This is a genomic window from Pelatocladus sp. BLCC-F211 (assembly GCF_041928655.1).
Taxonomy (GTDB): domain Bacteria; phylum Cyanobacteriota; class Cyanobacteriia; order Cyanobacteriales; family Nostocaceae; genus Pelatocladus.
The window spans coordinates 79,109-99,343 of record NZ_JBHFLM010000123.1; the positions used below are offsets into that span (position 1 = coordinate 79,109).

General features: G+C 41.4%; 15 protein-coding genes. 8 read left to right on the top strand and 7 right to left on the bottom strand.

Going from position 1 to position 20,235, the window contains the following annotated elements:
- Positions 1–88: 88 nt before the first annotated feature.
- Positions 89–1,948: a cyclase family protein gene (locus ACE1AT_RS15030; protein WP_374869638.1), complete on the bottom strand. Its 1,860-nt coding sequence runs from the start codon at positions 1,946–1,948 to the stop codon at positions 89–91.
- Positions 1,949–2,658: 710 nt separating this feature from the next.
- On the opposite strand from ACE1AT_RS15030, the gene trpD reads away from it, so the two are divergent.
- The gene (gene trpD / locus ACE1AT_RS15035) at positions 2,659–3,768 is read left to right on the top strand and encodes an anthranilate phosphoribosyltransferase (RefSeq protein ID WP_374869640.1); all 1,110 of its coding nucleotides are present in this window, start codon (positions 2,659–2,661) and stop codon (positions 3,766–3,768) included.
- On the opposite strand, the gene ACE1AT_RS15040 is transcribed toward trpD, so the two are convergent.
- Positions 3,698–4,765 carry a TIGR02281 family clan AA aspartic protease gene (locus tag ACE1AT_RS15040; RefSeq protein ID WP_374869642.1) on the bottom strand — a complete coding sequence of 356 codons (1,068 nt, stop codon included), beginning with the start codon at positions 4,763–4,765 and terminating at the stop codon, positions 3,698–3,700. The genes trpD and ACE1AT_RS15040 overlap by 71 nt on opposite strands.
- 378 nt (positions 4,766–5,143) lie before the next feature.
- Here ACE1AT_RS15040 and carA point away from each other — a divergent pair, with 378 nt between their 5' ends.
- The 5 genes from carA to ACE1AT_RS15065 all read left to right on the top strand — a co-directional run bounded on the left by carA (position 5,144) and on the right by ACE1AT_RS15065 (position 9,271).
- Positions 5,144–6,322, top strand: coding sequence for a glutamine-hydrolyzing carbamoyl-phosphate synthase small subunit (gene carA, locus ACE1AT_RS15045; RefSeq protein WP_374869644.1), 1,179 nt, complete (start codon positions 5,144–5,146; stop codon positions 6,320–6,322).
- A 192-nt stretch (positions 6,323–6,514) separates the two neighbouring features.
- The gene (locus ACE1AT_RS15050; protein ID WP_016858418.1) at positions 6,515–6,919 is read left to right on the top strand and encodes an STAS domain-containing protein; all 405 of its coding nucleotides are present in this window, start codon (positions 6,515–6,517) and stop codon (positions 6,917–6,919) included.
- A gap of 308 nt (positions 6,920–7,227) precedes the next feature.
- Entirely contained in the window at positions 7,228–7,710 is a 483-nt protein-coding gene (locus tag ACE1AT_RS15055; RefSeq protein ID WP_374869647.1) for a Mini-ribonuclease 3, read from the top strand.
- A 201-nt stretch (positions 7,711–7,911) separates the two neighbouring features.
- Positions 7,912–8,898 carry a 23S rRNA (guanosine(2251)-2'-O)-methyltransferase RlmB gene (rlmB, locus tag ACE1AT_RS15060; protein ID WP_374869649.1) on the top strand — a complete coding sequence of 329 codons (987 nt, stop codon included), beginning with the start codon at positions 7,912–7,914 and terminating at the stop codon, positions 8,896–8,898.
- Between the two features lie 70 nt (positions 8,899–8,968).
- Entirely contained in the window at positions 8,969–9,271 is a 303-nt protein-coding gene (locus tag ACE1AT_RS15065) for a DUF1816 domain-containing protein (RefSeq protein ID WP_374869651.1), read from the top strand.
- Positions 9,272–9,344: 73 nt separating this feature from the next.
- Here ACE1AT_RS15065 and ACE1AT_RS15070 read toward each other — a convergent pair whose 3' ends face one another.
- From ACE1AT_RS15070 to ACE1AT_RS15090, 5 genes are all read right to left on the bottom strand, one after another.
- On the bottom strand, positions 9,345–10,202 hold the full coding sequence (locus tag ACE1AT_RS15070; protein ID WP_374869653.1) for an alpha/beta fold hydrolase: 858 nt from the start codon (positions 10,200–10,202) through the stop codon (positions 9,345–9,347).
- 434 nt (positions 10,203–10,636) lie between these two features.
- Positions 10,637–11,335, bottom strand: coding sequence for a CAP domain-containing protein (locus tag ACE1AT_RS15075; RefSeq protein WP_374869655.1), 699 nt, complete (start codon positions 11,333–11,335; stop codon positions 10,637–10,639).
- Between the two features lie 112 nt (positions 11,336–11,447).
- The gene (locus ACE1AT_RS15080) at positions 11,448–12,215 is read right to left on the bottom strand and encodes a thioredoxin domain-containing protein (RefSeq protein ID WP_374869657.1); all 768 of its coding nucleotides are present in this window, start codon (positions 12,213–12,215) and stop codon (positions 11,448–11,450) included.
- Between the two features lie 169 nt (positions 12,216–12,384).
- Entirely contained in the window at positions 12,385–18,219 is a 5,835-nt protein-coding gene (locus ACE1AT_RS15085) for a PAS domain S-box protein (RefSeq protein ID WP_374869659.1), read from the bottom strand.
- A 23-nt stretch (positions 18,220–18,242) separates the two neighbouring features.
- On the bottom strand, positions 18,243–18,443 hold the full coding sequence (locus ACE1AT_RS15090) for a hypothetical protein (protein WP_374869661.1): 201 nt from the start codon (positions 18,441–18,443) through the stop codon (positions 18,243–18,245).
- A gap of 521 nt (positions 18,444–18,964) precedes the next feature.
- Here ACE1AT_RS15090 and ACE1AT_RS15095 point away from each other — a divergent pair.
- Entirely contained in the window at positions 18,965–19,525 is a 561-nt protein-coding gene (locus tag ACE1AT_RS15095) for an SRPBCC family protein (protein WP_374869663.1), read from the top strand.
- A gap of 5 nt (positions 19,526–19,530) precedes the next feature.
- The gene (locus tag ACE1AT_RS15100; protein WP_374869665.1) at positions 19,531–20,106 is read left to right on the top strand and encodes a DUF924 family protein; all 576 of its coding nucleotides are present in this window, start codon (positions 19,531–19,533) and stop codon (positions 20,104–20,106) included.
- Positions 20,107–20,235 lie beyond the last annotated feature (129 nt).

Genomic DNA, 20,235 nt, shown 5'->3' on the forward strand with positions numbered 1-20,235 from the left:
AATGCATACGGTAAAATGGCTCATCTAGTGTAAGGATATTTTCAGCTATTTGGCATAAAGTGACAGTTTCTCTAGCTTTCAGCAACAATCAAATCAACGCCATCACTCCAGCAGGCGAACCGGAACCATCTTTTAATCTCAAAATCCCAATTACCAAAGTTGCGCCTTTGGGCGGTAATTGATCTAAATTCGTGAGATTTTCTAGAACAATACGTGGTTTCTCTAACACTAGACAGTTAGTGGTAAAAGTAGTATCTTGCCCAGGATCTACGCCATGTGTATCAATTCCGACTCCAGCAATGTGACGCTCATGCAATAGAAACTCAGTTGCATCACTACTAAAACCAGGAAAATGCATCTTTCCTTGAGAATCTGGGTTCAGAAAAGCTGTGCGATCGCACCACTTTTCCTGCCATCCTGTGTATAATAAAATTACACTTCCACTAGTAATTTCCCCGTATTGCTCTTCCCACTCCAAAATATCAGCAACATTGAGAGTATAGTCCGGGTTAATTTTTACTTGCTCTTGGATATTAATAACTACCGCAGGTATAACTAGCGATTCTGCCGGATATTGATCAATGCCAACACCAGCATGATCAAAACTTTTTGGAGCATTAATATGAGTAGCGCTGTGTTCACCTAAAGAAAAGCGTCGCAGATAATACCCATCTTTTTCTATTTCTGCAACAGTCTCAAATTCCACCGGAGGATCACCCTCCCACTGAGGAATATCGGTGTTTATAACATGACTCAAATGAATGACTCGTGAATAAGTGATAATTTTTGATTGAGAAAACAAATAACTATCTTCTCCCCCATCTCCCCCTTGTCCCCCTTGTCCCCACCCCCAGATCAACCTCCCCAACGTCGCTTCCATTACTGCATTAGTCTGCCCGGTAACTGTAAACACCAAGGCTTCGCGGTATACTCTTTGTGCAGGATGATGTAAATAATTGGCAGCACCACTAGAAACGGTAACGGCTGCATGAGCAATGCGTGTTGCTAAATCAATTGTCCAGGCTCGTAATTGTAGTTTTTCTGACAGTTGTACATTAGTATTTTTCTGTGCCTGACGAATTGCAGTGCGACAGTAGTTTAGTTCTTGTTGAAAAGCGGTCAAAGCATGAGCGATCGCAGGCAATGATTTTGTCTCTACGGCGGACTCTATAATATCTAAACCAGCTAAAGCGCAACCTGTAGCTAAAAAAGTGGCACGCAGGACATTATTTTGATCGCTTTCATGAATCCATCCGGCTGGTTTAATCGAAACTACGTACTCTTCAGGTAAAAAGTAATTAGTCAAATTAGCAGCGACAGTATTAGTTGATGTCATTGCTGCTAGTTGTGCTGGCGAAGTAAATGTGATTTTGCTTCCTAAATTTTGCTGAGTTTCCTGAAAAGGAACAACACCGAAAACAGCACAGCCATCGGGAAGTGTAGCAGCAATAATAAAATCATCAAATATTCCCCATCCAGTTACCCAAGGTACGACTCCATCTAATTGATATCCTCCTGGGACTGGTTTCGCTACCGTTAATGGTTCGCCTACACGTCGCAACTGCGAAAAACCAATACCGAGTAAAACTTCACCCTTACTTATACGGGGTAAATATTTCTGCTTCAAACTAAAATTACTGCTAGCAACTAGCATTGCAGTAGCACTTTGGTGTTGGGTTTGCAAAAAAGCTAAAGCGCCAGAGTACCGTGCTACGAGTTCCTGAAATTTACTAAAAGTGTCTTCACTAACTCCTTTACCACCCCAATCATGGGGAATACGTAACGCCAGCAAACCCAAATCTCCAAGTCCTTGCAGCGCCTGCATGAGTGTATTGGGATCGCTATCTATCTCATTAGCTTTGGCTGCAACTAAGTTGAGCAAATAAGAATGGGCTATTTCTAAAACAGAATGATTTTCCTGTGGTAACACTTGGCGATCGCAATCCATTAGCTTTTGCTAGTTTAGCAAAAATACACCACTCGGTTCCTGATCCCCAATCCCAAAAAAGAATCCCTCCAAATCCTGTAAACCACAGATTTTAGAGGGTTCAAATGTTGCAGCAAAAAGTGAATTAGTAATAGGGTAGCAGCTTATAATTTATTTTTTGACTCAGCTTTAATTAAATTTACGTAAAAAATCCTAAATAACTTGCGTATAACAAGACAATTACTTAAGTAAAAATACTACTTAAGTAACTGTAAAAATACGCAAGAGTTAAACTGATCCTAAATCTTGTTTGAAATCTCCTATTATGTAGGACAATGTATATTAGGGGATCATAGGGGATCAACCGCTTATGTCACCTAAAATTAACAATTAAATATTAAAAATCTGTGTTTTAGAACTTATCAGCTTATTTAGTTGGGTAAGAGTCATTTCAACAAGTTCACTGTTGACTGATTTTGTATTCTGACTGTTGCTGCGGAATGAGAACTATGAACTCAGCACTTAGTTCTAGTGTTTAAATACACCTAGTTTTTCCTTGATTTTTTAAAAATATCAGTGTAGCTAAATTTAAAATTTTATATACGTGTATTTACTTGCGAACTGAATTTAGTTGCTTTATACCTCAAAACTAATTTGACAGACTACTACTCGATACCTTTTCGAGTTAATTTTGATTTATGACGATTTATTTTTATTAAATAGACTTGTTTATGAACCATTCTTCGCAGCCTGGACAAGAATCTTCTGCGATCTGGTCTAACCTGCTCCAACAATTACTAGAACGTCAGTCTTTATCTCGCCCTCAAGCAGCAGAGTTGATGCAAGGATGGCTAAGTGAGGCTATTCCCCCGGAATTATCGGGAGCGATCTTAGCTGCACTACATTGCAAAGGCGTATCTGCTGAGGAATTAGCGGGAATGGCTGGAGTTTTGCAATCTCAGTCTCTTAGAGGACAAGGGGGACAAGGAGGACATGGGGGACAAGGAGGAATTTCTCTTTCCCAATCCCCTTTCCCCGATCTCCTCATCGACACCTGCGGTACTGGAGGAGATGGAGCATCAACATTTAATATCTCTACAGCTGTTGCTTTTGTGGCTGCTGCGAGTGGTATACCTGTTGCGAAACATGGTAATCGTTCGGCATCCAGTCGTGTCGGTAGTGCGGATGTGTTAGAGGCTTTGGGTATAAATCTGAGCTGTTCTGGTGAGAAAGTAGAAGCAGCAGTCAAAGAAGTGGGAATTACCTTTTTGTTTGCTCCTGGTTGGCATCCAGCCCTCAAGTCAGTTGCTGCGTTGCGGCGGAGTCTCAAGGTGCGGACAGTATTTAATTTACTTGGGCCTTTGGTGAATCCTTTACGTCCCACAGGGCAAGTGATTGGGGTATTTGATCCCAAATTATTAGCAACAATTGCTCAAGCCTTACAGCTACTGGGTACACAAAAAGCGATCGCAGTACACGGACGAGAAAAATTGGATGAAGCTGGTTTAGGTGATATTACTGATTTGGCTGTATTATCGGCAAATGAAGTAACATTAACTACAGTAAATCCGCAGGAACTGGGGTTAACCCCTGCTCATCTCACAGCACTCGTGGGTGGTGATGTCCAAGAAAATGCGGATATCTTGAAGGCGGTGCTACAAGGTAAGGGGACACAAGCACAGCAGGATGTAGTAGTATTAAATACTGCGTTAGCGCTGCAAGTGGGTGGAGCAATCCCATTATTGGATCACGCTCAAGGTATACAATTGGCTAGGGATATACTTCAGAGTGGTGCGGCTTGGACGAAGTTGGAACAGTTAGTTGAGTTTCTACAGGATTGAGTTGCCCAGAGTAAGATGGTGGGCGAAATTCTATCACATCACGCTTGATGGTGATCTCGTAGTCACCAAAAAAATCGTGTCCCAAAAGTCCTGTTTCTAATTCTGTTCCAGCGATCGCCACCGGAATTTTTTTGACGCTCACCCCGCCAACTTCCATGGAATTTACATAACCAACGGGAAATTCCACCGCTTTTGCACTGGCTGTATTCGCTTTCGCTCTCCCAAAAGGTACTATCCCCAAGGCATTTGCCATACCTTGGGTAATGACTGTACCACTTGCTCCCGTATCCAAAATCATCTCAAATTGTTGATTGCCATTAAAAGTAACATCAATTATTGGTGTCCCCCCAACTCGTCGTTTAATCGGGGCGACAAACACCACAGGTTCATTGCGCTGCTGTGTAGTGGGTGCTACAAATACCTGTTGTTGGTTGTTAGTTGTTGGTTGTTTGGTTTTTTGGAGAATTGCTGGTTTAGCAGAAGGTTGAGGAACAACAAGCACTATCCTGGAAGGTTGTTGTTGTACTTGTGTTGTTACTTTTGGCGATGGTTCCTTGCGAGAAAAGGCTTGCTGTCGAGCGTATTTAATCCGGCGTTGATATTGGATGATGTTGTCTTGAGCGCTGGGAAAGAAAGTACTTTGCCGATCTACTTGTTTCATCAACGCGATCGCATCTTCATACTGACTAACTACTAAATTCCAATCTTCTGTTGATTGAGCAGATTGACTGATAGTATCAGCACTAGCTGCTTTATCCAACCCTAACTCAAAAGTATCGGATTGCATTTCAGAAGCTTGGTATTGCTGTGGTTGTGGACTTATTGCTGGTAATGGTGTATTCTCACCAGAAGCGAGCGGACTATTTTCTACTGCTTCTGGTTGTTGTTCCTCATGATCCACAACAACCTGTTTGTCTTCACGACAAGCAACAGCAAAAATCGCCAGTGTGGTGGAAAGAAATATTAGCGTGGCTTGGGATAACAAAGACTGAAGCATAATTGTTTAGAACGCATACCTTCCCCTACACCCACGATACTTTGGAATAATGCTTATATCAGAATTCAATAAAAGATGCACTATATCTTTAATTTAAAGAGAATGCCGTTGCCGATAAAATATATTCCGGGATCATTTGGTCTGTGGCTATTGTACCGCAAGCAGACAAATCAATTCAAATGATAAATTTATGAGATAATTATCCTTCGCTGTGGACTGGTCATTGGTCATTGGTCATGAGTTTTTCTCCCTTGTCCCGATCCCTGTTGCCCCTTATCCCCAGAGGGGGCCCCACCTGCCCCTTATCCCCAAAGGGGACCCCTACCTGCCCCAATCCCCGATCCCCAATCCCCAATCACTTTTTCGACTTAATAGCCTATGGCATTATTTGACACAATACCTGCCTTACTTGTTCTTGCCGACGGAACCACTTATCGCGGTTGGTCTTTTGGTGCTACAGGCACTGCTATCGGGGAAGTGGTATTTAACACCGGTATGACAGGATATCAAGAAGTCCTGACAGATCCTAGTTACTGTGGTCAGATAGTAGTTTTTACTTATCCAGAATTGGGTAACACAGGTGTAAATCCAGAGGATGAAGAATCAGATCGACCCTATGTGCGGGGAGCGATCGCGCGCAATATTTGTACCCGACCGAGTAACTGGCGATCCTCGCAATCTTTACCAGACTACCTCAAACAGCACCAAATACCAGGTATTTACGGCATAGACACTCGTGCCTTAACCCGCAAAATCCGCATTTTTGGAGCCATGAATGGTGGCATTTCTACAGAAATTTTAGACGAAGCAGAACTGCTAGAACGGGTATTAGCAGCTCCTGCAATGAATGGATTAAATCTTGTCCGTGAAGTAACTACCCAAACGGCATACGAATGGTCACAAACCACTGATCCAGTTTGGGAGTTTAACCCAGAAGCAAAAACTAATTCTGAAGAAACTTTCACCGTTGTGGCTCTAGATTTTGGCATCAAACGTAATATCTTGCGTCGTCTAGCAAGTTACGGATGTCGAGTTATTGTTGTTCCAGCCCACACCCCAATAGAGGAAATTCTCAAATATAATCCAGATGGGATTTTTCTCTCTAATGGTCCTGGTGATCCCGCAACTGTCACCGAAGGTATTGAGACTGCCAAAGCTTTACTGTCATCTCAAAAACCAATGTTTGGCATTTGCATGGGACATCAAATTTTGGGTCATGCACTGGGAGCAGAAACCTATAAACTAAAATTTGGGCATCGTGGCTTGAATCAGCCAGCAGGTTTAGAAAAACGGGTGGAAATTACCAGTCAAAACCACAGTTTTGCTATTAACCCAGATACCCTACCTCAGACAACTGTAGAAATCAGCCACCTAAACTTGAACGATCGCACTGTTGCTGGATTACGTCACAAGAATCTACCGATATTTTCTGTGCAGTATCACCCAGAGGCTTCTCCTGGTCCTCACGACGCTGATTACCTGTTTGAGAATTTCGTGCAAGCAATGCGCGCAGCTCGTCAAACAGCAAACAGTTCTAATGAGGTAAAAATAAAGTAAAAATGGAGAAAGTGCGAGATTGGGAACAACAGACAGTCAACAGTCAACAGTGAACAGTAAACAGTAAACAGTGAGCAGACAAAGGAAACTGATAACTGATAACTGTACAGACGCGATGAATCGCGTCTCTAGCTAACTGATCACTGATCCCTAATCCCCAATGTAGACAACATCTACCAAAACCATCTATACTTGAGCGTTCATTATGAATATGAGGAGGGAATTATTGCTGAACCACTAAACCTAACCGTTAGCCTGAGAGGTACTCGTGAAGTCCGGGATAACTGTCAGCTATTCCGCCTCACAGGTTTGTTAGACGCGTTTTCGGAACCGACGTTCCGCAAAGTATTAGGAAGCAAGATTGACGAGGGTCCCAAGCACATTATTCTGGATCTCTCACAAATCGACTTTGTTGATAGTTCCGGCTTGGGTGCTTTGGTGCAACTAGCCAAGCAGGCGCAAAATGCTGAAGGTACTTTGCAGATCGTCACTAATGCTCGCGTCACTCAAACAGTCAAGCTTGTCCGTTTAGAAAAGTTTTTGATGCTGCAAAAATCAGTTGATGAAGCTTTAGAAAACGTCAAGAACCCTTCTTGATAGCTTGACTGTGCTGATAAAATTAGCTATCCGATGTTCAATCTGGATAGCTTAATTTTTGTGTTTGCTGAGAAGTTAGGTTGGTTTTTGAGTGTTAGTTGTTGATTGTTGGTGTTTAACTCTTGACAAATGACAAATGACAAGTGACAATCCCAAAAAAACTATAAAGAATGAAAATTAGGTACTTCACAATCTCAAAGTTCATTCTAATCTTAAATAAAGCTGGTCTATTGGGAGAACAGTGATCTGCTAAAACAAATGCACCATCCCCAACCTCCCAAATATAGTCTTCAAGGAATAATGAGCTTGTGAAATCAAAGGAGGAAAACTTATTGAATGAACAAGGTGAATCTGGGGTGTTAGATTCGTCTTGTTGGCAATTGATGCGAGCAACTATAGAAAATTTATTCCCACAGCACATTGACCAAGCACAACTACAACAACTTTCTCCTGTTGCTTTAGCATATCTAGGAGATGCAGTATACGAACTTTATGTTAGGATGTATTATCTGCTGCCGCCGCAGCGAAGCGAAAATTACCATCGTTTGGTAGTGGCGCAGGTCAGGGCAGAAAAGCAGGCACTGCATTTGCGATCGCTTATTCCTCATCTGCGGCACAGCGAATTAGAAATAGTCCGACGGGGCCGTAATGCCGCCACAGGACGTCCTAAACGGCTAAACCCGGAAATATATCAACAAGCAACTAGCCTAGAGACTTTAATCGGCTATCTATATCTTACTGATTACCTACGTTTAACTGAACTATTGCAACAACTGCAATTAGAAAAGTAGTAAGAAAAACAACCTCATAAAATTAGAATTGCTTATTATTTATGCTTCGATATATGGTGTGAGGTTATGAGTTTAGACTGACTATGACAGCTTGTGGACACCGAAAAAGGTCGTCATCGCTAGATTCAAGCAAAAAAGTTTTATGGTTTTTAAGTTTTTCAATATCGGATGCCCACTCCTACGCATAACCCAAACAATCCCATGGCAAACAACACGAAAAAGATTATCACTTCTGGTGAAAGAAATCGGGGACAAACCCTAAAATTAAAAAGCAAGCGCGTTGTTCCTAATATTGTTCGCACTTCCACTAAAAAAGTGGATATACCAAACCAGAAACAACAACCACAATATAAACTACAAGAGAATGCACAAGAGAATGTACAAGATAATGATAGTGACCTGATCTATGGTCGCTATCCAGTCTTGAGTGCATTGGAAAGTCAACGCTTGCTGAACCGGATTTGGATTACTTCCCGCCTGCGCTACGATCATCGCTTTCACTCTTTGATTTCGCAAGCCAAGGACAATGGCACGATCATTGATGAGGTAGAACCCAAGCGCTTAGACCAAATTACTAACCGGGGAAATCACCAAGGTATAGCAGCACAAATTGCTCCCTATACCTACATAGAATTTCACGAGTTGCTCGAAAACGCCAAAACTGTAACCAATCCAGTCATAGTTGCTGCTGATGGGATCACTGATCCCCATAACTTAGGGGCAATTATTCGGACAGCAGAAGCAATCGGTGCTCAAGGATTGATTATCCCGCAACGACGAGCATCTGGGATCACTTCCACAGTCATGAAAGTAGCAGCAGGTGCTTTAGAACATTTTCCAGTTGCGAGAGTAGTTAATCTGCACCGTGCTTTGGAAGAAATGAAAACTGCCGGCTTCTGGATTTACGGGACTGCTTGTGAGGGTAGCGAACCAATACAAACAGTGGATTTTAATGGTGCGATCGTTTTAGTAGTTGGATCTGAAGGAGAAGGTCTAAGTTTGTTGACACAACGTTGCTGTGATGTTTTAGTGTCAATCCCTTTACAGGGTAAGACTCCTAGCCTGAATGCATCAGTTGCAGCGGGGATGGCTTTGTATGAAATTTATCGCCAACGCTGGGAAAAAAATACGCTACATTTCGATAAACTACAAAAAACCACTTGGAAAAACAGTGGTAACAGAGTATAAAGAAATGTAAAGCACACAACTACAACAAACCTTTAAGACCCAATACAACGTTAATAAACTGGCGCAAACCATGAAAACTATTTGGGAACAATCTAGGGAATTTTTCGCTAATGCATTCGATACTTTGGGATTGGCTTGGTGGATAGAAATTGTTACACAGAATCCCAAATGTACATACTACTTTGGACCGTTTTTAAGCTCAACAGAAGCAAAAGCAGCTGTTAAAGGTTACGTAGAAGATTTGGAACAGGAAGGCGCACAAGGAATAGCTATAGATGTAAAACGCTGTAAACCAGATGTATTGACAATTGCTGAAGACTTGGGGGAATTGATTGACCGCAAAGTACAGCCTGTCTTTAGCGGTCAAGTATAAATAAGGCTGCTCAAGAGTCAAGTGTCAATTGTCAATTAACATAAGTCAAAAACTTTTGACCATTGACCATTGACTAATGATTCTTGACTGTTTCTGGATGGGCCTCCAACCAATGATCAATATCGCTCAATACCTGATTGGGAACTTCCCACGGGAAAAGGTGAGCAGTATTGGCGTAACACTGCCACTGGCAATTTGGGAAGTGTCGGGCTGTTTCTATACTAGAATCGGGTGTGATGTGGCGATCTTGAGAACCTGCCATCACTAGAGCAGGACAGTGAATTTGCTCAAGGTCAGCAAGGCGGTTGTAACCTGCTTTGATTGCCGTGTAAAGAGCGCGAGTTGCAGACGCTGAGGTTTGTAAATAAGCCGACACAGCATCCTTGGCTATGTATTTGTAGGTAGTGGGGGTATGTTGTTGAATGAGGTAGCGAAATAGCGATCGCTTGCCAAATGTCTCAATATTCCACTCCCAGCCCGGTTTGATTAAATTCAAAATAGAAGTGACTCCGGTATAGAAATTATCCTGCCAAGTTATCGGTGGATGGTTTCCCCTCGGTCGAGCAGCAGTTGCTACCAAAATTAACCCAGTCACGCGCTCAGATAACCGGAGTGCCAATTCCATAGCCAAAATGCCACCTAGCGACCACCCCAATATCAAGCATTTTTCTATCTGCAAGCGGTCTATCAGGCTCTCTAAGTCATTTAAATGGTCACTCATGACAAAATTGCCATTAAACCGACTTTTGCCATAGCCACGGAGGTCTGGGGCAACAGTTTGGAAGCGTTGAGAGAGGTGATTGGTAAAAACAGAAAGGCTAGAACCGGAACCAGGATGACCATGTAAACAGAGAATGGGGAACCCCTGACCTTGAATTTGGACGTTCAGGGATATGGCTGGGGAATTTTGGAAAACAGAGCGATCGCCCATGATTCTTAGCCTTTGTTTTTATAAGAATGTTGGTTGAAAATCCTTCGCCTTGAGGCAAGGGATGAAAACCACTTGCACCCTTGAGGGTGCAAGTGGTAATCTCATTAATGTGGTAGGGTAATCAACCACATTAAAAACCCGGTTGCTGCCTAACAAGCAGACGCTGTACCTTGACAACTGAAGATATGGGGTTCTATTCCGCAGTTTTAGTTTCCACCCTGGAATAGGTAAAATCTTTAAGGGAACTAAACGATCAGCTTTTTGCTTCAACTACAAGCAAGTAAAAACAAATTTTGTAGAAATACAACTACCGTCGGGCAGACGGAAAGTCAAAGCTTGGGGAGAGAACCACCTCTGGGTTAGATAACGCAAGGCATCTAGTTTAAGTGGACTCGTGGAACCAAGAATCTCTGTGGCTTTTAGCCCAGAGAGTGTCAAACAGATTTTTCCATATACCCTCCAGCATAATTAATAACGCACATTTGCCTGTATGTGGAGTGAATCCCAAAAGCCACCCCTGCAACTTTAAAATTTGGGTTAAAAATATTTATGCGATGACCGCGATCGCTCACTCCATCATCAATAATTAGCTGCATGACAATATCTTGGGCTGTGTGCGAACCGTAGCTAATGTTCTCACCAGCAGTAATTTTCCAACTTCCATAGCGATTCAGACGTGTAAAGGGATCACTTCCATCACTTCCATCATGACCTGTTGCACCTTTGGCACCTTGGTCTTTAACATGATCCCTAGCTGCTAGAGACATACCTTTAGATGCACTCAAAGCACCCACAGGACGAACTGAGTTGAGATAGGCGATCGCTTCATCAACAGCTGCTACACCTTCTTGAGTTTGTAAATAGACATTTTGAGAAATTCGGACTTGATTACCTACAAAGCGGCTTCTGTAATTTTTGAGTACAGCTATATAACTTTTAGGATCAGTCCTCGCCTTGTTCATTTCCACAATTACTTGTTGTTCCAATGGCGAAAGATAATCTCCCCGCCTTTGGGTATTAGAAATTGCAACAGGAGTTTTTATAGCTATAAAATCAGGCTGAAGCACTTGATTTGCAGAACAGCCTGTAATTATGGGAATAGAGGTAAAAATCCAAGATAGTAGCCGATGCATTAATAACCTCAGTACTTGGCAGCGATGAGTCAATATATTTTGAGATTCACAGCAATAGAAAAACTTTCCGGAGTAACTGCCAAGAAGTGATAAGCTACGCAGTTGATGACGACTACTTAGCATTCGCTAAAATATTTTCCAGGTCAGATATCTGTACAGCACCAGAAACTTTTTCACTGCTAATAATAAAAGATGGTGTACCAGAAAGCCCTAATTTTTGAGCTAATTGTATATCTTTTTCAATGGCAGTATTAGCAATTTCTCTATCTTGGTTAAATTTTGCTAAATTTAAATTCAGTTTTTTAGCGATATTTACATATAAAGATTCACCTAGCTTATCTTGATTAGTAAATAACTCATCTTGATATTCCCAAAACTTATCCTGTTGTTGTGCTGCCCAAGCTGCTTTTGCAGCTGGCATCGCTTCAGCATGTATTGGAGTTAAAGGATAGTGTTTGTAAACAAATTTAATATCTTTTTGATGCTTTGCTAGCAGTTTTTTTAAAGTTTGATGAGCTTCAGCACAATAGGGACATTGAAAATCAGAAAACTCTACCAATATAGTTTTTGATTCATTTGAGCCAATTGTCGGAGAATCAGCAATTACTGCTTGAGGATTGGTTTTTAAATCCTCTAAAAATCCTTGTCGTACTTTATCTAATTTCTGTTCTTTTTGCTGTTGATAAGCTTGAACAGATTCGATAATTACTTCTGGGTGCTTACGGATAATTTCTAAGACTTGTTCTTCGAGTTGGGGGTTAACACGGGTAGCAGCTTGCGCTGGTAATGACCAAGCAAGAACCAGACAGAATAAACATAATACTATCAAACTACGGGAATATCGCATAATTTGCTCAACATCAGGTAAGAATTTACTCATAAACTCATTCATTGTGGATGAAATTTTTACATTCTAGTATCTCCTGACATGGGTAAGAGCGATCGCATTTACCAATGACAAATGACCAATGACCAATGACGACCCTAACTAGACGCGAAATTACCCTGCGGGAACGCTAAAAGCGAACGCGTCTCTACATTTGTGCCGACTACTTAACTGCGTCAACTAATTCGATAATTTTCTCAAACCGAAAGTTTTCAGCTAAATCGGTGAGGAAATTACTCAGCAAAGATTTACCAGCAGGAATTTGCTTAACTAACTCTATAATCAAATCATCACTGCATTGCGCTGCGGCATAATGCATCTGTGTTAACCACTCACTTGGCATTTCTGATAATAGAGCAACCAGATCAAGGGAATTTAAAATAGTCTCTGTATTTGTTTCGTTTTGTGATATGTCTTCTTGATTCTCTTCATGAAAAAGATATCTCACCCTCAGATATTGGGCGAGTTTTTCTAGTAATAATTCTTCACGAAAGGGTTTATTAATAAAATCATCACACCCAGCTGAGATCATCGCCTGTCGTTGTTCCTCAAAAGCATTAGCTGTGAGGGCGATAATGACGGTATGCGAAGAAGACCTGGTGATCGGAAGATGCGCTGACACATTTATGTCCCCCATGTCCCCCATGTCTCCGTGTCCTTGCACCGCATCTGTTTCCCTCCCTTTAATTTCCCTAGTGGCTTCGTAACCATCCATGATCGGCATTCGCATATCCATGAAAATGAGATTAGGTTTCCAGGATTCCCAAACAGAGATGGCTTCCTGACCATTTGTAGCTTCCTTAACAGAAAAGCCTATAGATCCTAGTAATTTTACGAGTAGCAAACGACTATCATTAGCGTCATCAACTACCAAAATACGGTATTCCGGTTCACCAGGTGCTAAACCAATCACTTTCTGAGAAACAGAAGCAGTGGTTTGAATTTCATCAACATAAGCGATCGCAATCGGAATATAAAAGGAAAATACACTTCCTACCCCCACAGTACTACTGACGTTGATCTCGCCTCCCATCAGCTGCACGTATTTGCGGCTAATTGCTAAACCCAACCCGGTTCCCTGCTGTGATTTTCTACCTGTTTCAGTTTGTCCAAAAGCTTGAAAAAGTAAGTCAATTTCTTCTGCTACAATACCAGGCCCGGTGTCGATGACTTCAAAGCAGAGAACGGGTGTGTTGTGATGAGGTGGTAGGGTGAAATCTTGATCCCCATCTCTGAGCAAAACCCGTAGTTTCACACTACCAGTCTCAGTAAATTTAATGGCATTTCCTAAGACATTGAGTAAAACTTGTCGTAGTTTACTAGAGTCGGTTCTCACGTATCTGGGAATTTCGGGTCCATATTTAAATACCAATTCTAAGCCTTTAGCTACAGCACGCATGTGCAACATTTCTTGGAGATTGTCCAACAGACAAATTAAATCGAAGCTAGACAAATTTAATGTGGTTCTACCGGCTTCGATTTTAGACATTTCCAGAATGTCGTTAATTAAATTGAGCAGGTGTTCGCCAGCACGATTGATAATTCCCAGGTTCTGTTTGTTTTCACTGGAGAGAGTTCTGTCACGAGTCATGACTTGAGTAAAGCCAAGGATTGCATTCAGTGGGGTGCGTAATTCATGGCTCATGTTGGCAAGAAATTCACTTTTGGCACGGTTTGCAGCATCAGCAGCGATCACAGCTTTTTGGAGTGCGCTTGATTGTTGTTGAGTCTGCGCTAGTAATTCTGCTTGCTGCAAAGCAACTCCCAATTGATTGCCAATTTGCACGACAATGTTAATTTCTCCTTTTTTCCAGTGGCGGCAACTAGAATTTTGATAACTAGCTAGTAGCCCCCAAAGTTGATTCCCACAAAATATCGGCACTGTTATGTAGGCCCTGACTTGAAAGCGTTCTAACAGATTAATGTAACAGGGATCAAAACCAGCCGTATAAATATCTGGTACACACAGGAAACTTCCACCTCTGGTGTATGCACCGCCTTGGGTTTGTTGGAGATAGGTATCAACTACTTGGTTATCTCCACTACTGAGAGTTCTGACTGTACAGCGTTCGTTTTGGATAGTAGTTTCTGTGAGTTCGGATTCATCTTGGTGTTGTTCGATGAGCGATACCCAACCACTTCCGACTGACTCGGCGACAAATTCCCCACTCCAGTCAGAGTTAAAGCGATACACCACGACGCGATCGCAGTTCAGTACTTGCCGCAATTCTTGAGTCGTCGCAGTAAAAATTGTTGCCAAATCCAATGTTTGGCGCATTCTCTGAATCACTTGGGTGATGGCTTTTTCTCTGTCTGCACTTTCACGCAAGGCATCTTCGGCAAGTTTAAGTTCAGTGATATCTGTGACTGTGCCAATGTAGCCTTTAAATTCACCATCATCTCCAAATTCTGGTAAGGCTTGACCTATAACCCAAATCACCGTACCGTTGGGATGTACAAAACGATACTCTGAATAAAAAGACTTTTTCGCTGATATCGTTGCTTGCCATTGGGCAAAGACGCGATCGCGATCATCAACATGTATAATTTCATGCCAATATTTATTCACATCAGCTTTGGCAGCAAGCCCGGTGATATCGCTAAAACGCTGATTCACATAAAGATACTTGCCCTCATGATCAGTGTGAAAAATGCCTACAGGTGAGGCTTCTGCTAAAGTTTGGTAACGACGTTGACTTTCTTGCAAAGCTAGTTCAGTGTGTTTACGATCTGTGATTTCTATCACCACTGTACCCACACCACAAGGGCGGATGTCTTCTCCAAAAATGGGGAAGTAAGAAGTCAAAAAATGCCGTATAATATCTAACTCCGAAGGTAATGGAGCGCTCACTTCTATATTAAGAATGGGTTTCGCAGTTTGCAGGACTTGTTGACAAATTGGTACTACAAAAGGAGCTACTTCGGGTACCATCTGCCAAATAGTCTTGCCTATATGCTCGCTTTGGGAATGACCATTAATATTTGCTAGCAGTTCGTTGATCTGCACAAATCGCAATTGATCATCTAATATATTCATGCCTACAGGAGCGCAGGAAAAAAAAGCATTGAGGTGTTCTTCCCGTAAGGCTAATTCCCTTTCTAGGATTTTACGTTCGGTGATGTCTTTGTGTGTACCCGTCATCCGTAGCGGTTCGCCCGATTCGTCACGCTCAAATACCTGAGCGCGAGACTGTATCCATTTCCACTCACCGGATTTAGTACGCAGGCGAAATTCTACTTCGTAGGCGGGACTTTCACCACGCAAATAGGCATCTAGTTCTAATTTAATTGGCTCTACATCATCTGGATGCAGCAGTTGAGCAAAAGCACGGGAATCATCTGAAATTTCCTGTGGTTCGTATCCCAGCATTTTCTTCCATCGCCAGTCGCGATAGACTTTACCAGCTTTGATATTCCAATCCCATAACCCTAAATCGCTCCCTGCTAGTGCTAGTTGTAGACGTTCTTCGCTTTGACGATGGGCTGCTTCTACTTGTTTACGTTGAATGAGCGCCCCTAATTGAGCTGCGACAGCACCCACTAAATAAAGCAAACGGCGATCCAAAGCATGGGAGCTACTTTTAAAAAAGGTCAAAACAGCGACTACTTGATTACCAGCTAATATTGGAACAGCAAAACCAGCTTTTAATCCGATTGGCGATCGCGCAGATACCCAAGAAGCGTCTTCACCAGTAGTAGTGTCTCCTTCTATGGACAATTCTACAAAAGCTGAATCTTTCACTTCAGAAAAATCTTCTATCCATTCTGGCTTTTGTTTGCGCCAAACTCGCCTCAGTAGTCCCATCCCTTTTTCAAGTCTGATCACCTGGCTGTACTGGCAAAATTCGTCTAAGTTATTGTGGCGTCCATACCAACCTAATCTATATTCCAAAGTAGTATTATTCTCAGTAGGTATCCAAGCCTCGCCAAAATTCCAATTGATAGTTGTACAAATGAGGCGCAGGACGAGGGCTAAAGCATTGTCTACATCTACAGCGCGACTGATGGCTTGGGTTGTCAGCAACAGCAAACGGCTTTCATTTTCAGCTTGCTTGCGCTCTGTAATATCATGAGCTGTACCAAGTAAATATTGTTGTCCGTCAATTTCAATTAGTTCAGCACTAAACAGTGTCGTCTTTAACTCTCCGGTAGCAGTACGGAACTCAATTTCATGATTGCGAATTGCTTTTGTATGGTGCAGAACTTGGGTAAGCATGGCACATTCTTCTTGATTCGCCCAGATATTTAATTCTTGATAGTTGCGATCAATGATCTGCGAACGAGAATAGCCAAAAAATCTACAAAAGCTATCGTTAACTTCAATGTAGCGGACTTCTGGAAAAGTGGTCAGGGCTATGGGATCGGGAGATGAGCGAAAGGCTGAGGCTAGTTTGACTTCAGAATGTCGTAAAGCTGCTTCGGCGTTGAGGCGATCGCGAATTTCTTGCTCTAATTCTATCCGGGCTTGTTTTTCCTGTTCTAGTAGTTTGGCTTGGGCGATCGCAATTCCCAATTGAGCAGCAATTGATTCTAATAGTTCAATTTCTTCTAGACTCCAGTTGCGATAGCGATCGCACTGATGTAAACAAACCATGCCATTTGCTTGCCCGTTATAAGAAGTGCGGACTGCGAGTATAGACTTAATATTATATTCCCGACATAACTCTTGAGCATTTTCTAACAGTGGATCGGTATAAACATTATTAGCTGCAATAGCTTGATCTTGAGCCAATAATTGTTGAGCGTGGGGATTCCCATTTACAGGTATATTGTAATCGCTGAGGGAGGTACACTCAGGAGCCAAAAATTCTTCTAATATGGGGATTTGAGGAGTCGGCAAGTCTACGTAAGTATGAATGAGTGTACGACTAACACCGAAAGCCTCACCTATTTGTTTAATCGCAGTTTTGATAATAATTTGTGTGTCTAATTCAGAACGAATTTTATCGGTAATTTGTCTCAGAAGATTACTACGTTCTAATTGCTTTTGTAATTCTAAATCTGATTTATATCGTTCGTAGGCTATAGAAATAGCTCCTGCGGCTGCTTGCAAAAAAGCTACTTCCGAAGCTTCCCAAAGGTGTGATTCTACACAGTTATCAAAGCCAAGAAAACCTAAAAACTCTCCTTTAGCAATAATTGGCAAAATTAAAATTGAAAGTATACCTTGTGGTTCTAAAATTGCCCGTTCTGATGGGGGTAATTCTGCAACGATACCAGAAACAATTTTGCCCTTTGGTAGTAAAGTAGCCCAGCGAGGAAAATATTCCTGATATGATAAGTTTTGCAGAATCGGGTTATCAATTTCCGGCTGAATACCCTCACTACACCATTCAGTCCGTTGACTCATGAGCAAGTTACCATCATCTCCATGATGATTTTCAAACATGTAGACACGACTTGCTTTAGAAGCAGTCCCAAGAATTGGCATAATATCCTGATAGCATTTGTCGCTGCCATCAAACGACAATAACCGATGCTGTACTTCTAAAAGCGCTGTGAGATACTGTTCACGCAATTTTCGGGCTGCTTCAATGCGTTGACATTCTTGCATTTCCAACAGCAACTGTTCATTTTGTTGTTTAAGTTGCTGTTGGAGTTTTTGGATAATAATTTGATTTTCTACACGTACTAAAACTTCTTCTACTTGAAAGGGTTTAGTAATGTAATCGACAGCGCCAATTTTAAAACCTTTAACCTTGTCAAAAATATCATTATAGACACTGATAAAAATTACCGGAATATGAGAAGTTGTTTTATCTGCTTTAAGTTGTTGACAAACTTCATATCCATCAATATCTGGCATTTTTATATCAAGCAAAATTAGATCCGGTAAAGCCAATTTTGCAACTTCTAATACCATCGAACCTGTAATTAAACTCCGCACAGCATAGCCGTATTGGGACAAAGTAGCAGATAAAGCTTGTAAATGTTCCCAGCAGTCATCAACTACGAGAATGTTTCCTTTGCTTTTTTGTTGTGAATTGCTGCTACTCATAATTGGTTTTTAACTGACGTAGTTTAGAAACGCCACCAGGTTTTTTGTAAGTGACTGAGAATACCTATTGCGATCGCTACCATTAACAAGAGTAAAATAATTCCTCCAGGCAGAAAAGTCAGTACACCAAATCCCCTTAATACCCAAATGGCAATTGTAATACCAAGAATTACACCAACAAGCTGGGTTAATCTGCGATTTAATTTAGAAGAAGATTGACTCATATCAATGACTATTAACTCAACAACTGAATTATTAATTATGAAGTATGAAGTGTGAAATTTTTCATTTTTCAGCCGATGCTGCTTGATACGGAGTAGCTAATTGCACCAAGTCCTACACGCAGACCATAGTTAGTGGCTTCCCGTCAGGGACATCCTTCAGACTTCAGCCTTCATCTTAATTTTGGTAATTTTATCCATGAATAAGCAACACTTTGGACGAATGTATGGCAGACTTTGATTAATTTAAGTAAAAGTACTTAAATTAATCTGTGATTAGAATCACTTAAAATTGATGAAAATTTGACATAATCACCGGGATAAAAAGTATTTCCGGAAATTATATATATTGATTTGGAACTAGAATTGGTCGAATATACTCAATCAATTGAGATGATTACAACTTTAAACCAGAATTTGTGTAAAAGTCGAGTTCAGGAAAAAAGGAAGCTGCAAGCTAGCACTAGCTCACCTTTAATTTTTTCCAAAAACGATTGACTTTATTGAGGAGTGAGTGAAACATTATGTCTGCATCTTATATTTCAGACTCATTTACCAAAGGCTTACCAATGACTTGGAGTCAAGACAAGCAACAGAAGATCATACAGGGTGAAATTTTTACAGAAATGGGATCACATACGTCATGGGGCGGTTGTGTCACTGCTTGGATGTATTTACCATTAGTGCGATCGCAAGTCTTTTCACAAATCACAGATTACCCTCGTTGGGTACAGTATTTTCCCGATATAACTAAAAGTGAGGTTTTGCATAAACGAGGTGAAGTCAAGCGTCTGTATCAAGCGGCACAAAAAGCCTTCTTGTTTTTCACAGCACATGTGGAAATTTACTTAAGCGTCATAGAAGAATTAGGACAGAGAGTGCAATTTCGACTAGAGAAAGGTACTTTTAACGACTTCAGCGCCGAGTTACACTTACAAGATTATGCCAATGGCACTTTGCTAACTTATACGGTAAAAGCGACTCCTAACATCCCCATCCCATCTATTTTTATTCAACAAGCAATGAATTTTGAATTGCCTGCAAATATGCGTAAAATGCGACAAGTTATTTGTACTTCTCAGTAATATCAATGACACAGGCACAAGAAATATTAGACTTTTGGTTTGGTAAGGCCAATCAACCCAGTTACGGTAAACCGCAAGATTTTTGGTTTAGTAAGAAACCAGAAGTTGATGAAGAATTGCGAACTAGGTTTGCTAAAGATTATCACAAAGCAGCAGAGGGTTACTTAGACGACTGGATAGAATTTCCGGAATCTTGTCTAGCACTAATTTTACTGCTAGACCAGTTCCCTCGTAATATGTTTCGTGATACTCCAGAAGCTTTTGCTACTGACTGGGAAGCACTTTCAACAGCTCATCATGCTGTTGCTCAAGGCTACGATCAAAAATTGCTACCTGTACACCGTTGGTTTATTTATTTACCTTTTGAACACAGTGAAAACTTAGAACATCAGCGTCAAGCAGTAAAATTATTTCAACAACTAAGTGACGATCCTGATAGCGCTATTTGTATTGAGTATGCAATTCGTCATATGGAAGTGATTGAACGTTTTGGGCGTTTTCCCCACCGAAATGCAATTTTAGGAAGAACCTCAACCGCAGACGAAAAGGAGTTTTTGAAGCAATCTAGTGCGTGGTTTTAGCTGAATACGGTTCTGATCAAACCAAAACGTGATCACGAAATCATACAGTTCAGTTAAGATTTTGAGTTCTGGGAAAAAGGGTTGTAGGGGTAGGTGTTTGCTTTGAATGTTTTGAGGGGAGTCCCCTTA